The organism is Streptomyces sp. NBC_00273 (assembly GCF_036178145.1).
Classification (GTDB): domain Bacteria; phylum Actinomycetota; class Actinomycetes; order Streptomycetales; family Streptomycetaceae; genus Streptomyces.
Map to the genome: position 1 here is coordinate 1,038,222 of NZ_CP108067.1, position 14,315 is coordinate 1,052,536.

14 protein-coding genes are annotated in these 14,315 nt (G+C 73.0%); 5 read left to right on the plus strand and 9 right to left on the minus strand.

Translation table 11 applies throughout. The annotated features are described in order from the left end of the window. Nucleotides 1–23 precede the first annotated feature (23 nt). The 3 genes from OG386_RS04305 to OG386_RS04315 all read right to left on the minus strand — a co-directional run bounded on the left by OG386_RS04305 (nucleotide 24) and on the right by OG386_RS04315 (nucleotide 2,515). Nucleotides 24–1,184, minus strand: a complete 1,161-nt coding sequence (locus OG386_RS04305; RefSeq protein ID WP_405790215.1) for a hypothetical protein — start codon at nucleotides 1,182–1,184, stop codon at nucleotides 24–26. Then, nucleotides 1,181–1,804 carry an ankyrin repeat domain-containing protein gene (locus OG386_RS04310; RefSeq protein ID WP_328786819.1) on the minus strand — a complete coding sequence of 208 codons (624 nt, stop codon included), beginning with the start codon at nucleotides 1,802–1,804 and terminating at the stop codon, nucleotides 1,181–1,183. The genes OG386_RS04305 and OG386_RS04310 overlap by 4 nt, the downstream gene beginning before the upstream one ends. A 177-nt stretch (nucleotides 1,805–1,981) precedes the next feature. Continuing rightward, nucleotides 1,982–2,515 (minus strand): GNAT family N-acetyltransferase, encoded by a 534-nt coding sequence (locus tag OG386_RS04315; protein WP_328786820.1) that lies wholly within the window; start codon nucleotides 2,513–2,515, stop codon nucleotides 1,982–1,984. 148 nt (nucleotides 2,516–2,663) lie between these two features. Here OG386_RS04315 and OG386_RS04320 point away from each other — a divergent pair, with 148 nt between their 5' ends. Beyond that, on the plus strand, nucleotides 2,664–3,944 hold the full coding sequence (locus OG386_RS04320; protein WP_328786821.1) for a sulfite oxidase: 1,281 nt from the start codon (nucleotides 2,664–2,666) through the stop codon (nucleotides 3,942–3,944). Nucleotides 3,945–3,957: 13 nt separating this feature from the next. Here the strand turns inward: OG386_RS04320 and OG386_RS04325 are convergent, their stop codons facing one another. Together OG386_RS04325 and OG386_RS04330 are read right to left on the minus strand one after the other, a co-directional pair. Beyond that, nucleotides 3,958–5,136 (minus strand): alpha/beta hydrolase family protein, encoded by a 1,179-nt coding sequence (locus OG386_RS04325; RefSeq protein WP_328786822.1) that lies wholly within the window; start codon nucleotides 5,134–5,136, stop codon nucleotides 3,958–3,960. Nucleotides 5,137–5,226: 90 nt separating this feature from the next. Then, nucleotides 5,227–6,204, minus strand: a complete 978-nt coding sequence (locus OG386_RS04330) for an isopenicillin N synthase family dioxygenase (protein ID WP_328786823.1) — start codon at nucleotides 6,202–6,204, stop codon at nucleotides 5,227–5,229. Between the two features lie 244 nt (nucleotides 6,205–6,448). Here OG386_RS04330 and OG386_RS04335 point away from each other — a divergent pair, with 244 nt between their 5' ends. The 3 genes from OG386_RS04335 to OG386_RS04345 all read left to right on the plus strand — a co-directional run bounded on the left by OG386_RS04335 (nucleotide 6,449) and on the right by OG386_RS04345 (nucleotide 8,010). Then, nucleotides 6,449–7,195 (plus strand): VOC family protein, encoded by a 747-nt coding sequence (locus OG386_RS04335; RefSeq protein ID WP_328793164.1) that lies wholly within the window; start codon nucleotides 6,449–6,451, stop codon nucleotides 7,193–7,195. 121 nt (nucleotides 7,196–7,316) lie between these two features. Further along, the gene (locus OG386_RS04340) at nucleotides 7,317–7,505 is read left to right on the plus strand and encodes a DUF6381 family protein (protein WP_189744743.1); all 189 of its coding nucleotides are present in this window, start codon (nucleotides 7,317–7,319) and stop codon (nucleotides 7,503–7,505) included. Nucleotides 7,506–7,668: 163 nt separating this feature from the next. Further along, nucleotides 7,669–8,010 carry a hypothetical protein gene (locus OG386_RS04345; protein WP_189744741.1) on the plus strand — a complete coding sequence of 114 codons (342 nt, stop codon included), beginning with the start codon at nucleotides 7,669–7,671 and terminating at the stop codon, nucleotides 8,008–8,010. Between the two features lie 50 nt (nucleotides 8,011–8,060). Here OG386_RS04345 and OG386_RS04350 read toward each other — a convergent pair whose 3' ends face one another. Both OG386_RS04350 and OG386_RS04355 read right to left on the minus strand, forming a co-directional pair. Then, nucleotides 8,061–9,119 carry a vWA domain-containing protein gene (locus OG386_RS04350; protein ID WP_266607775.1) on the minus strand — a complete coding sequence of 353 codons (1,059 nt, stop codon included), beginning with the start codon at nucleotides 9,117–9,119 and terminating at the stop codon, nucleotides 8,061–8,063. A 100-nt stretch (nucleotides 9,120–9,219) separates the two neighbouring features. Continuing rightward, entirely contained in the window at nucleotides 9,220–10,608 is a 1,389-nt protein-coding gene (locus OG386_RS04355; RefSeq protein ID WP_328786824.1) for a M64 family metallopeptidase, read from the minus strand. 138 nt (nucleotides 10,609–10,746) lie between these two features. Between OG386_RS04355 and OG386_RS04360 the strand changes: the two genes are divergently transcribed. Further along, nucleotides 10,747–12,126, plus strand: a complete 1,380-nt coding sequence (locus OG386_RS04360) for a helix-turn-helix transcriptional regulator (RefSeq protein ID WP_328786825.1) — start codon at nucleotides 10,747–10,749, stop codon at nucleotides 12,124–12,126. Here the strand turns inward: OG386_RS04360 and OG386_RS04365 are convergent. Next, nucleotides 12,089–13,636, minus strand: a complete 1,548-nt coding sequence (locus OG386_RS04365; RefSeq protein ID WP_328786826.1) for an MFS transporter — start codon at nucleotides 13,634–13,636, stop codon at nucleotides 12,089–12,091. The genes OG386_RS04360 and OG386_RS04365 overlap by 38 nt on opposite strands. A 23-nt stretch (nucleotides 13,637–13,659) precedes the next feature. Further along, nucleotides 13,660–14,241: a TetR/AcrR family transcriptional regulator gene (locus OG386_RS04370; protein ID WP_328786827.1), complete on the minus strand. Its 582-nt coding sequence runs from the start codon at nucleotides 14,239–14,241 to the stop codon at nucleotides 13,660–13,662. Nucleotides 14,242–14,315 lie beyond the last annotated feature (74 nt).

The following is a 14,315-nucleotide window of genomic DNA, read 5'->3' on the forward strand; positions in this document are numbered from 1 at the left end:
CTCGGGGACGCTCGGAGGACGGCTCAGAGGACGGCGATGCCCAGGGGCCGGGCGCCCGCGGCGAGTCGGCGGGTGGCCCCGGTGTCGAGGTCGACGACCGTGATGCCGTTCCAGTACCCGTCCCGGGTGTAGCCGCCCGTGACGTAGGCGGTCCGGCCGTCACGGGATGCGGCCACGTCCTCGTGCGGGCCCTGCAACGGGTACACCCGCTCGGCGCCGTCCGGGGAACGGACCGTCAGCGAGGGACCGCGGCCGTCGCCCGGCCGCACGGCGCCCGTGCCGACCACCAGGAGCCGGCCGTCGGCCGTGCCGGCGGCGCCGTGCTGGTGGGTGTCGGCGGTCATCGGTTCGATCCGGGTCCGCCCGGTCCGCGGGTCGACCACGGCAAGCCGCTCGCCCTCGAAGGGGAGCAGCAGTTGACCGTCGGAGCGGCGTACGACGGCGTAGTGCGGCTTGAGCCAGGAGCCGAGCCCGCCCTCGGTGCCGTAGGGGGCGACCTCGATCCGGCGGGGGCTCAGCGAGTCGGCCGCGACGACGGTGACGTCGAAGGAGTCGTGGCCGGTCACGTAGACCTCGGCGCCGTCCGGTGACACGTCCACGTCGAAGGGGCGCCGGCCCACGGGTACGGCGGCGGTGACCTCGCTCCTCGCCGTGTCGAGGACCTCCAGGACCCCGGTGGTGCCGGGGACGTTGACCCCGACGTAGGCGTGCGCGCCGTCGGGCGAGAGCGCGATGCCCATGCCGCCGCCGCGGTACTCGCCGTCGGTGACCGGGCCGGTGTCGGAGCGGTGCGGGATCAGGGCCAGCCGTACGCGGGTGCGCGTGTCGACGACGGCCACGCCCTCGGCGGTGGCGACCCACGCCCGGCCGTCCGTACCCACGGCAAGACCGTAGGGGGCCCTGCCCACGGTGACCGAGGCGACCGCGCCGCGCTCCGGGTCGACGAAGGTCACGGTGCCGGCCCCGAAGTCGGCGGTCAGCAGCAAGCCCTGCGGGGTGGGGGCGGTGGCGGGCAGCGGGGAGGCGGCGAAGGGCGCCGGGGCCGGCGGCGCGGGCACCGCGTTCGGGGAGCAGGAGCCGAGCAGCAAAGTCGCGGCGAGCGCCGCGAGCGCGCCGCGCCCGCGGGTAAGGATGCTGGTACGAATGCGGGCGGGGGTACGGTCGCCCGGCGCGCGGCGGTTCACCGGCCCCGCCCGGCTTCCGCCGCGTCGGCCGCCGCCTTCAGGGCCCGCGCCATGCCGTCGAAGCCCCGGCGGGCGGCGTGCTCGTACGGGGTCACCCCCTCGTGGTCGGGCAGCAGCGGATCGGCGCCCGCCGCGAGGAGAACCGCGACGACCTCCTCGTGGCGCGGACCCCCGTCGCCGAGGATCACCGCCTCCAGCAGGGCGGTCCAACCGAGCCGGTTGACGTGGTCGACGTCGATGTCCGTCGCCTCGAGCACGGCGCGCACGTACGCGGTGTGCCCGCGCTCGGCGGCCGGGATGAGGGCGGTCCCGCCGAAGCGGTTGCGCTGCTTCAGATCCGGTCCGGCGGGCAGCAGCAGGCGCATCATCCGCACGCTGCCGGTGACGCCGGTGACCAGCCAGGGGCTGTCCTCCCGGGAGTCCGGGGCGTTCGGGTCGGCTCCGGCGGCGACCAGCAGTTCGGCCACGGCCACGTGGTCGCCGAGCGCGGCGAGCAGCAGTGGTGTGCGCAGCGCCTCGTCGCGGGCCTCCACGGCGGCGCCCGCGGCGAGCGCCGCGCCCACCGCCGCCGCGTCGCCGCGGCGGGCCCCGTCGAGGAGGAGTCGGTCGTGCGCGTTCATGGTGTCCCTCTCGGCTCCGGGGCGGGGAGGGCCGGGTACGTCCTCCCGCTCCCCCGGTCCATGCTCGCCGGGCCGGCGCCCCGGCGGGTCCGACCGGTGGACGGAGCGGGCGGGCGGTCCGGAGGACCCCGGGGTCGGCCGATCGGTTGATGCGGCCGCGGGGATCAGGGACGCGGATCAGGCCTCGTACTCGGTGAGGTCGATGCCGTGGACCCGCACCGAGGTCCCGTACCGCGGATCGACGGTGTCGCGTTCCGTCACCATGCCCAGCTTGCGGATCACGTTCTCCGAATCGGTGTTGCTCATCCGGTTGATCGCGACGACCCGGTCCAGGCCGCGGTCCTGGAGCGCGAACTCCAAGGTGGCGTGGGCGGCCTCGGAGGCATAGCCCTGGCCCCAGTACTGGCGGCCGAGCCGCCAGCTGATCTGGACGTCGGCGCGGGCGTCCGGCAGGTTCTCGAGGACCGAGAGGCCGACGGCACCGATGAGCTCGCCGGAGCCGAGGAGCTCGACGGCGAAGAGGCCGAAGCCCTCCTCGTCCCACTCCTCCTCCCAGCGCTCGATCTCCTCGGCCGTCCCGTCCAGGTCGAGGGTCTCGCCCTCGCCGATCCAGCGCATCACCTCCGGGTCGGCGTTGATCTCCGAAAGGGGGACGAGGTCGTCTTCGGTCCAGCGGCGGAGGAGGAGTCGGGGGGTAAGGATCTCGGTCATGCCCACATCCTGCCGAATCTCCGCCGACCAGCGGTAATCGGCCGTTGCGGCAGTGTTGCGGGTTCGTGGACATCGGCGCGGGAAGGTTCCCGCGGCCCGTCCCGGGCTCTACGGTCCGTGGGAACCGCGACCAAGGAGTGCTCCTGCCATGCCCCTCGATCTGTCGGACGAGAGCCGGTACGACCGCACGCGCCTGCGGCAGTGGGCGCGCGGCCGCGCCCGCTCCGCCGGAGTGGACCGCCGTGATCTGCTGAAGCTGTTCGCAGTGGGGGCCGCCGCCGGATCGCTGGGTGCGGCCGCGGGCGGCGGCACGGCCTGGGCAGCGCCGGACGCACCCGTCGCCGACCCGGTGCCGCGCACCGTCAAGCCGCTGCCGCCCGAGCTGTTCACCCTGCGCGGTACGAACGCGGAGACGAACTTCGCAGCGCTGCGCGGCACGGGCCCGCTCACCCCGATCGACCGGTTCTTCGTGCGCAACCACACCGCCACCCCGCGGATCGATGCCGCCGCGTGGCGGCTGAAGGTGTGGGGCGACGGGCTGGCGGGCGGCCCGCTGGAGCTGTCGTACGAGCGGCTGCGCGCCCTGCGGCCGGTGGAGCGGACGCTGTTCATCGAATGCGCGGGCAACGGCCGCAGCTTCTACACCACGCAGCAGGGCCAAGCCGTCACCGGCACCGCGTGGACCCTGGGGGCGATCGGCGTCGCGCGCTGGCGCGGTGCGCGGCTGTCGGACGTACTGCGCCTGGCGGGCGTGACCCGGGGGGCCGTGGACGTCCTGCCGCGCGGGCTGGACGACGAGGTGGTGGCGAACGGGGTGAACCTGGGCCGGGTGCGGCGCCCGCTGCCCGTCTCGAAGGCGCTGGACGACGTACTGCTGGCCTACGAGATGAACGGGCAGCCGCTGCCGCCCGACCACGGCGGGCCGGTCCGCCTCGTGGTCCCGGACTGGGTCGGGATCTCGTCGATCAAGTGGGTCGGGGACATCGAGGTGAGCGACGAGCCGCTGTACTCGCCGTGGAACACCGACCTGTACCGGCTGTTCGGGCCCGAGCACCCGGCGGAGGGCAGTGCCCCGCTGACCCGGCAGACCCTCAAGAGCGCCTTCGAACTGGAGCTGGGGGCCGCCGTCCCCGTGCACCGGCCCCGGCTGCTGACCGGTCGTTCCTGGTCGGGCGGGGCCCCGGTCACCCGGATCGACGTCAGTACGGACGGCGGCGTCCACTGGCGGCGGGCCCGGCTGCACGACACCCCGCGCCGAGGTGGCTGGGTGCGCTGGTCGGTGCCGTGGACCCCGCGGGCCACGGGTGCGACCTCGCTGCTGGCGCGGGCGACCGACGCGACCGGGCGGACGCAGCCCGATCGGTCGGTCCACAACGCGCAGGGCTACCTCTTCGACGCAGTGGTCCGCCACCCGGTGACGGTGGTCTGACCCCGCCCCCGGGTCAGGGGGTGTGGAAGGCGACCTCCGGTGCGTCCGGCGACGGGCCGTCGAGCACGGGCTGCGGGCGGCCCCCCAGGTGCTGGTCGAAGAAGGCGCCGACGTAGCGCCGGGTCAGTTCGACGGAGCGGCCACCGGGCAGCGGGGCCTCCTCGTCGGGCAGGCCCAGCTGTTCGCCGATCGCCGGGAAGTCGGTGAAGGTGAAGTGAGCGGAGCCGGCGAAGGTGATCCAGCGCTTCCAGCCGTCGAGCAGCGGCCAGTCGCGGTCCCAGCTCGCGTTGCCTCCGGGGCCGCGCTGCTGCGCGCCGAGCAGCATGAAGGGGCGCCCGCCGAGTCCGGCCGCGGGGACCGGCGTGGAGAAGCCGCCGTCCATGTTGATGCCGGCCCGGATCCTGCCGTCGGCGGCCATCGCGGCGGCGGTCGAGGCGCCGCCGATGGAGTGGCCGGCCATCGCGATGCGGCCCGGGTCGATGAGTCCGGCGTGGCGCCAGACGGGGTTGCGTCCGGTGAGGCGGTCCAGGAGGAAGGACACGTCGCGGGAGCGGGTGTCGCTGACGGTCCGGTAGCCGGCCTCGTCCTGGACCTTCTCGCAGGCCAGGCACGTGAGCACGCGCCCGCCGGGGAAGGCGGTCCCCACGCTCTCGTACGCGTGGTCCACGGAGGCGACGACGTAGCCGCGGGAGGCCAGGTCCTCCGCGAGCGCGGTGAGGGTGGCCCGGTGGACGCTGAAGCCCGGGGAGAGGACGATCAGCGGGTACCGACCGGCGACGGGACGGGCGCCCGTACGGCCGTGGGTCCGTGTGCCGGTCAGGGTCTCGACCGGGATCACCTGGTCCAGTCCGCGGTCGACCAGCAGCAGCCGGGCCTCCTCGGGGGTGAGGTAGCGGGTGGCCCGGCCGCTGTCGCGGCGCGCCGGGTAGCGCATGGTGACCATCAGCTCGCGCGGCCCGGATCCGGCCCAGGGGTCGGTGCGGCTGCGGTCCACCAGGTGCAGGTCCTCCCGGCCGACGGCGAACCGGCCGGTGGGGCGCGGGAGTTCCACCGTCGTGCGGCGGTCGTCGGTCCCCACCGGTCCGGCGGCCACGGAGGTGTCCGCGGCGACCGAGGTGCCGGCGGTGGCGAGCGGGAGGGGCAGGAGGATCGCGGCCAGGGTCAGGGCGGCGGCGGTTCTGCGGTTCTTCATGAACGTCACGCTATGCGCGCCGTTCTGGTGGATCGTCAGCCTCTGAGGCGGATCGGCCGTCAGCCCCCGGGGGGAGTCGGGGGCGCCGGGTCACTCCTGAGTCGTAGCCACGCTGATGGCGTCGAGCTGGCCCCGCAGGTAAGTGTGCGAGTCGACGGGTTCGTGCACGATCCGGCCGACCGGGGCGGGCAGCGACTCCACCCGGGTGTGCGGGTCGCACTCGTAGAAGTAGACGAGGGAGATCAGCTCTTCGGCCGGGGTGTGTGCGGGCGGGGGCAGTACGCGGTGGCGGCCCGCGCGCCAGCGGTCGCCGGTCCAGCGGGCCATCAGGTCGCCGATGTTGACGGTGAGCGCCGCGGGGTCGTAGGGCGCGTCCTGCCAGCCGTCGGCCTCGGTGTGGATCTGGAGCCCGCCCGCGCCCAGCTGCCGGTCGAGGACGGTGACGGTGCCGAAGTCCGTGTGGGCCCCGATGCGGAACTGCCCGGGCAGGGGCGGGCCGACGATCTCGGTGCCCGGGTACCAGTTGAGGTTGAACCCCCAGGTGGGGTGTGAGGTGTGGCGGGTGAAGTGGTCCTCGGCGAGGCCCAGCGCGACGGCGAGGAGTTCCAACAGTTCGTCGGAGAGGGACCGCATCAGGCGCAGGTACTCCGTCACCAGGGGCCGGAGCTCCGGCACTTCGGTGGGCCACACGTTGGGCGCGAACCATTCGGCGTCCACGGAGGGGATCCCCGTGGGGTCATCGGCAGCGAAGGACCAGGACTCCTTGAGGTCGGGCGGCGAGGCCGCCCCCTCCGCGTAGCTGTTTGCCTCCGCCCCGGGGCCGAGCCAGCCGCGGCCGCCGACCGGGACGGCGTACGGGGCCTTCGTGCTGGCGGGCTGCCGGAAGAACCAGCCCGCCGCCTCCCGGATCCGCGCCGGGAGCGTCGGGTCCACGCCGTGCCCGGCCACCAGCAGGAAGCCCGCTTCGCGCAGGGCCTCGTCGACCCGGGCGGCCGTACGGGCGCGGGCCGCGGGCCCGCCGGACCGCCACGGCCCGAGGTCGATCACGGGAATCTGGGATGCGGCCATGGGAGACCTGCCTTCCGGGGCTGCGGGCGCGTCCGGAACCGAGGCTATCGCCGCGCGCCACCGGAGGGGATCGCCACGGAGCGTGATTCTCGGACACCTTCTGTGTGCATTCGCCGTCGTGGATCGCGAAGATCGTCACGATAAGCACCAGAATGGGAGGGGCAGCGGTGGCTCACCAGGGACGGAGCGAACGGTGGAGATTTCGACGAAGGAAGTCTTCGGGGCCCCGTGCTGGGTGAGCCTGATGACGCGCGACCTCGGCACGGCCCAGCATTTCTACGGTGCGGTCGTGGGCTGGAGGTTCCGCCCGACCCGCCTCGGCGAGGCGTTCTCGGTGGCCTTCCAGGGCCGGGTGCCGGTCGCGGGCATCGGGGCGCTGGCCGCGGACCTGGGGGTCGCGGCGGCCTGGACCCCCTACTTCGCCGTCGACGACGCCGATGTGGCGGTGGACCGGATCCGGGAGCGGACGGGCACGATCGCGGTCGGCCCGGTCTCCTTCGAGTCCGGCGGCCGCGCCGCGCTCGTCGCCGACCCGGACGGCGCCGTCTTCGGGATCTGGGAGGGCAACGTGGAGGCGGACTGGCGGGTGGGCAGGGGTCCGTCACCCGCCTGGCTGGAACTGCGCACCAGGAACGCCTTCGACGCGGCGATCTTCTACGGTGCGGTGCTGGAGTGGGCCACCGGCCGCGCCGGCTGCTGCGAGGTCTCGTACGAGGAGGACCAGGTCGTGCTGCGGCAGGACGGCGAGCCCGTCGCCCGCCTGAACAGCGGCCCGGTGGAGATCGCCTCCTACTCCCCGCACACCCGGCCGCGCTGGCACGTCCACTTCCGGGTGCCGAAGCTCCGTCCGGCGATGGAGGCCGCCGTCTCGCTGGGCGGACGGGCCGTCTCGGAGATCACCTCGAACGCCGTGGAGCGGTGGGTGACGCTCCGCGACCCGGACGGGGCCCTGTTCACCCTCACCACCGCCCTCGGGTCGGACATCGACTGACCGTCCCCGTCCTCCGTTGGTGGGGGGCGACTCACACTCGGTGACGCTTCGAGATGCGGGCGCACGGCAGGACTGGTTCGCTGAATCCGCCCGCTCTCCCCCACAGATCCAAGGAGCGATCATGAGCGTTTCAGGTGAGTCCCGCGGCCGGTCCCAGCAGATGCGCACCAAGGCGAAGGAGCTGAACGACGCGGCCGAGCGGTCCACCGACCCGGAGGAGCGCCGCCGGCTCAAGGAGAAGGCCCGTCGCCTCCAGGAGCAGAGCGAGCAGGAGGGCCGTATGGACGACCGGGGCATGGACCCCATGTAGTCCGTGCGTCTCCCCCACGCACCCCCACCGGCCGGTGTCCGCCGCGATCCCCGTCGCCGCGGCCACCGGCCGGTGCCCGTCTCGGGGGCCCGCCGCGGGCTTGGACCGTAGGAATCATGGATCTAAGCTGCTGCCCCGGATCGCCTTCCTCCAGGAGTCACCCGTGGCGCGCTCGCTCGACGGCCTCGTCTTCGCCCCCGTGGCCGACCAGTCCCCCGGCCAGGTCGGCCGGCAGACCCGGTTCGAGTACCACGAGCAGGACGACCGGGTCTGGGCCGAATACCGGGGCGGCGACGTGGCCATGGGCTATCTCGTCGGCACCCGGGCCGGCCGCACCATCGACTTCCGCTACGTCCAGCTCCGCCTCGACGGCACGACCGCGTCCGGGCACTGCACCTCGCTCCTGACGGAGCTTCCCGACGGGCGCCTGCGCCTGGAGGAGACCTGGACCTGGGAGTCCCAGGAGGGCAGCGGCACGAGCGTGGTCGAGCAACTGCCGCTCTGACCCCTGGGTTCGCGGCCCTCGCCGGCCCGGCCCGGTGACGGTGGGCTCGTTCAGAGCATGATGAGCAGCCGCGTCTTGGCCTTGAGCTTCCGGTTGACCGAACGGCTCTGCACGTACACCTCCAGCTTGGGATTGCGCCCCGCCTTCACGGAGACGGTCCCCTGGATGCCCGTGCCGAACAGGAGACTGCGCGCCGCGTCGCCCGTGTACGCGCGGTCGGTGTCCTTCTCGACCACGATGACTTCCTTGTCGGGCTGAACCTGGACCCGGGTGCCCAGCTGGTAGTAGCACGACCCGCGTTCGTACGTCACGCCCGGGTGCGAGTCGACGAAGGTGCGGATCGCGACCTCCTCGTCGACCTTCAGGAGCCGGTACTTGTCGGCCGGGACCGGTTCGAGGTTCGCCCGCACGTCGTCCACCGAGAGGTCCTGGCCGACCGCGAACAGGTTCTTCGTGCCCCGCACCCCCTTCTCGCGGCCGCGCAGGAAGCTGGTGGCGGCGGCGCGCACGGTGCCGATCGCCTCCTCCACGCCCTCCTGGGAATCCGCATCCCATATGGCGATGTTTCCGGCCGGGAAACCGTAGTTCTGGGCGGTCCGCTTCGCCAGGGAGTTCGGAACGAGGATCGCGGACGTCCAGTGGCCCGGGAGCGCACCCATCTTCGCCGCGATCCTGTCCAGCCAGGGGCCGAGGATGGTCATGTCGCCGTCGTGCCGGCGGTCGCCGCCGGAGGCGTTCTCCTCGCCGTCCGTCACCACGATCTGGAGGAAGCTGTGCTCGCCGTACTCCTCCCAGATGTGGCCCAGGTCGTCCAGTGACTTCAGCGAGGCTTCGATGAGGGCGGTCGCACCGTTGTTCACCTTGTAGAGCCCCCGCATGGACGGGAGGTGCTTCACGTCCATGTCCCAGACCAGGTTCTCCACCTTGTGGTCGAAGGAGTAGAGGCTGATCCGGGTCTCGTGACCGAGACTGTCCGACTCGGCCTTCAGGCCGGCCACGAACTCGTCGACGACACGGATCAGTTGACCCTGGTGCGGGCGCATGGAACCCGAACAGTCCACTACCAGCGCGACGTGGTTCACCTTGTGCTGGATCTTGTTGGCGGACATGTCTGTGCTCCTTCTCAGAGGCTCCCCGAGTGATGTCTCCACACTAGGAGGAGCCTCTGACAGCGGAGCTTGACGGACGATCACCCCGCGGGAGAGGGATTCAGAGCCGGACGTTCCAGTCGACGGAGGAACGCAGGGTGCGCACCACCTTCGGGTCGCGCACCGATGCGGTGCGGTCCTCGGCCGTGACCGTCAGGCGGTGCGTGCGGAAGTCGAAGAGCCACAGCTCCGCCACCGACACCTCGGTGCGGCCCTGGAAGCGCTTCAGCTCCCGGCCGTCGAGGTACCAGCGGACCACGAGCTGTCGGCCGTCCGCGCCGGCCAGCTTCGGCACGGAGGCCTTCGCCGTGTGGCGCAGCCGCAGGGTGCGGTCGGTCGGGGTGAGCGGGCTGACGATCCGCGCGTGCTGGTAGAACCCGGCGATCATCGACTCGACGCCGGGCAGGTTGAAGGGCTTGCCCAGGACCCGCATGAGGGAGTTGTCGGTGGGCCGGTACAGCCCGGTGACGAAGTAGTTGCCGCCCTCGTACGCGCCGACCGTGCCGCCGTCGGGTGATTCCTCGCCGAGCCAGCGGTACCACTTGGCCCGCTGCGCGGCCATGCGGTCGGCCGGCAGGGTCGAGCTGTTGGATTCGCCGGGCTCGGGACCGGTGTACTTCTCGTAGTCCGGGACGCCCGGGTAGAAGTACTCGTCGGCGAGCTTGCCGAGGGAGTGGCCGGTCTCGTGGATGGCGACCTGGCCGGACTTCGGGTGGCCCGCGGAGGCCGTCGATATCCCCTCGTACCCGAGGGTGGCGCTGGGCTCGTTGTAGCCCGCTCCGCCGTACTTGGCGCTGTTGGCCAGGACGATGACGAGGTCGGCGGCGGGCGCCTTCGCCACGTACGCGTCCACCTTGGGCTGGTCGACGCAGAGCAGTCGCTCGATGCTCTCGCACCAGAAGTACGAGCCGAGGGCGGTGTCGCGGACGGTGGCCGGGTCGGGGTCGCCGGAGACTCCGGAGTCGTGCGAGACGGCGTCGACCGCCCAGACGTTGAAGAGGTTCCGGTACGTCGTGTAGGGCTCGACGGCGGTCACCTCGGCCCACTTCTGCTCGGCGTCGGTGTGGAACCGGGCCAGTTCGGCGGCGGTGTACCCGTCGCCGATGACCACGACGTCGAGGCGATCGGCGGTGGAGCCGTTGTCGATCATCTTGGTGACCTGGCCGTCGGCCGACCGCTCGGCCGGGGACAGCCGGCCCGGGGCCTTGGCGGGGCCGCCGGCGGCCGGTACCCGGGCGTGGCCCGATCCGGCGTCACCGCCGTGCTCCGGCCCGGGTATTTCGACCTCGATGCGCGGCCCCGCCGGGGCGGTGGCCGCGTCGGCGGGTCCGGCCGGTCCGGCCGCCACCAGCGCGGCGGTCGCGCAGATCGTCGCGACGGCCGCGCGCCACGCCGAGCGCACGGCGGAACGCCTGCCCGGACGCCTGCCCGAACCTCTGACTGGATCCATGAAGTACTCCCCCGGGAACGGAAGTTAAATGGTCTGTTAAGCGTGTTGAATCAGTTGCTTAAACTAGGTGGCGCACGGGACGTGCGCAATGCCTGCTCCCGCTGAATACTGGGGAGTTCGAGCGACCAGGGGGATTTCATGGACGAACCGGCCCGGATCGGCCGCAGGGTGCAGCGCATGCGCGGCGAACTCGGCCTGACCCAGCGGCAGTTGGCTGAGCCTTCTTACACCCCGGCCTACATCTCCACGCTGGAGTCGGGCAAGGTCCGGCCCTCCGAGACCGCACTGCGCTTCCTCGCCGCCCGCCTGGGCACCTCGTACGAGGAGCTCGCCACCGGCCGCCCCGCCCACCTGGCGACCGAGCTGCGGCTCGCCCTCACCGATGCCCAGCAGACGCTCGCCACGGGCGCGGCCGACGAAGCCGCCGCGCGCTATCGGCGGCTGCTCGCCGAGGCCGGGGAGCTCGGGCTGGTCGCCGAGCAGGCGGAGGCCCGGCTCGGGCTCGGTGACTGTGCGCTGGAGTCCGGCGAACTGCCCGACGCGATCGGTCACTTCGAGACGGCCGAGCGCCTCCTCGCGGACGAGCCGCTCCCTCGACGGGCCCGGCCGATCCGCGGCCGGGCCGTCGCGCACCTGCTCGCCGGCGAGCTGCGCTACGCCTGCTACCTGCTCGAATCCACCATCGACGAGCTCGGCTCGAGCGGGCTGGCCGATCCCGAGGCGCTGGTGCTCCTCAACGCCGCGATCATCGGGCCGTACCTTGACATGGGCGCCCACGCCCGGGCCGCCCGGGCCGCCGAGCTCGCCCTCTCGCTGGCTCCGCAGGTCAGCGATCCGGCGCTGGTGGCGGGCATGCACCGGCAGGTGGCCCGGACCTTCCTCGCCGGGGGGCGGGTGGCCGACGCCGACGCCTCCCTGGCGAAGGCCCAGGAGATCTACGGGCAGCTGCGGCTGCGGACCGATCTGGCGCACTGTCACTGGATGCGCGGCTACGTCCAGGCGCAGAACGGCGAACTCGCCTCGGCAGAGCGCGAGTTGCGCATCGCCCGGGACATGCTGTCGGCCCGTCGCGCCGGGCTCTACACGGCGCAGGTGGAGGTCGAGCTGGCCGACGTACTGCGCCAGCTCGGGCGGTACGAGGAGGCCGCCGGGCTACTCTCGGCGCTGCTCGAGCTGGGGGACAGCCACGGCGCCGTGCACGCGGGCGGGGCGCACCGGCTCCTCGGCCTGATGGCCGAGGAGCGCGGCGAGCCGGAGGCGGCCGAGGAGCACTACGTACAGGCGTTGGCGCTGCTGGAGCGCAGTGGGGCATCGGGCGATCTCGCGGACCTGTGCCGGCTGCTGGGTGATCTGCTGCGGCGTACGGGCCGGGTCGAGGCGGCCATGGACGCGTACCGCACGGGCCTGGGGCACCGGGCGGCGCCCGGCACCACCACCCTGGGCCCGGCGCCCGCCGCGCCCGCGGTCCGGCCCGCCCGGGTCAGTGGTTCTCGGTGGGCTGCAGGTCCCGCGGAATGAGCGTCCAGGTCGTGGCCGCCGCGGCGACCGCGAGTACGGCGGCCAACAGGAAGGCCGGAGTGATCGCCAGGGTGTAGGCGTGCGAGGCGGTGTCGAGCAGGGCCTGGCCGACGGCGCCGCCGATGCGTTCGGCGGTGTGCGCGGCCTCGCCGACGGAGCCCTGTACGGCCGCGGCGCTCGGGCCGTCCAGCTCCAGGGCGGGCAGGTTGCCCCGGTAGAGGGCCGCCGCGGTGGAGCCGAGGACGGCGACGCCCATGGCCGAACCGAGTTCGTAGCAGGTCTCTTCGATGGCGGCGGCGCTGGAGACCTCGGCGGCGGGGGCCGCGGAGACCAGGGTCACCGAGGCCACGGTGGTGGCGAGGCCGGCGCCCAGGCCCATCACGGTCAGGGCGGCGGCGAAGGCCGGGTAGCCGAGGTCGGTGAACTGCTGGAAGGTCCAGGGCAGGGCCATGCCGACGGCCAGGACGACCAGCCCTGCGCCGAGCACGTGACGGATGGCGAAGCGGTGCATCAGCGAGGGGGCCACCATCGAGGCGGCGATCAGCGCGAGCGGCGCCGGCAGCAGGCGGACTCCGGCCTCCAGCGGGGTGTAGCCCTCGCCGTACTGGAACCACTGGGTGACGAGGAACAGGATCGCGCCCATGCCCACCATGGGCAGGAAGATCGCGGTGGCCGCAACGCTGAAGGCGGGCTTGGCGAACAGCCGCACCTGGAGCAGCGGGTTGTCCAGGCGCAGCTGGCGGCGCACGAAGACGGTCAGCAGGGCGGCTGCGACCAAGAGCAGGGTCCAGGGCAGCGGGTCGGCGATTCCGCTCTTGCCGAGCTGCTTGATTCCGCCCGCGAGGGCGAGCATGCCGACGACGGACTGGCCGACGCCCCACCAGTCCCACCGGCCGCTGCTGCGCGGGGAGCGCGATTCGGGCAGGTAGCGCAGGCCGGCCGCGACGATGACGGCGGCGACGGGGAGGTTGAGGAGGAAGGCGGAGTGCCAGCCGTAGTCCTGGACCAGGAGTCCGCCGACGACCGGCCCGAAGGCCATGCCGCCGCCGAAGACGGCCGCCCAGACGGCGAGCGCGAAGGCGCGCTCCTTGGCGTCGGTGAAGACGGTGCGCAGGATCGACACGGTGGCGGGCATGATGGCCGCGCCGCCGATGCCGAGCAGGGCGCGGGCCGCTATCACGTGCCAGGCCTCGGTGGAGAACACGGCGATGAGCGAGGCGAGCGAGAAGATGCCGAAGCCCGCCATGAGCAGCCGCTTGCGCCCCCAACGGTCACCGAGCGCCCCGGCGGTGACGAGGAGTCCGGACAGGGCGAGCGCGTAGACGTCGATGATCCACAGCTGCTGTACGGCGCCCGGCCGGAGGTCGCCGACGAGCGAGGGGAAGGCCACGTTGAGGATCGTGGTGTCCATGGAGATGAGCAGGAGGCTGCCGGAGAGGATCGCCAGGACGATCCACCTGCGCGGGTCCAGCGCGGGGGTGTGCATGAGGTTCCGTTCAGAGGTGCGCACGGCGCGCACGGCGGTGAGGACTTTCAGGGCGCGGGAGCGCCGGTGGGGGGCTGCGCGAGCGGCCGCGTCCCGCTGAGGAAGGAGGTCAGCACCAGGTGGCCGATCTGGCGCGGGGCGAAGTGGCCGTCGCGCACGCCCTCGGCGGCCGCGTCGAGCAGGCCCCAGAGCGAGTACCAGATCCAGTAGGGCGGCAGGTCCGCGCGCAGCCGGCCCAGCCGCTGGCCGAGGGCGATGAAGGCCACGGCCCGCTGGTCCTGCCGGTCCACGCCGGCCCGGAACTCCGGGTCCGCGAGAACGGTGGCGTCGCGCGAGGTGAAGCCGTAGAGGTGGGCGGCGGGCATCAGGGCGATGACCAGTTCCTCGATGGCGGCGTCGAAGGCGGCCGCGTCGGCGCTCGGGGTCAGGTCGAGCGGGGCCAGGCACCCGTCGACGACCTCGATCGCCCGCACGGCGACGGCCTTGAGCAGGGCCTCGCGGGTCGCGTAGCGGCGGCTCAACGTGGCGCGGCTGGTGCCGATGCCGGCGGCGATCTGCACCATCGAGGCGCTGTGATCGCCGGCGAGGACGCGGGCGGCGCCGTCCAGCAGTTCTTCTTCGTTCACCATGAGTGAGCCTCCTTCGCCTCGAACGATACAAGATTGTCTCATTCGAGGCAAAGACCGCTCCCTCGCGGGTCTCT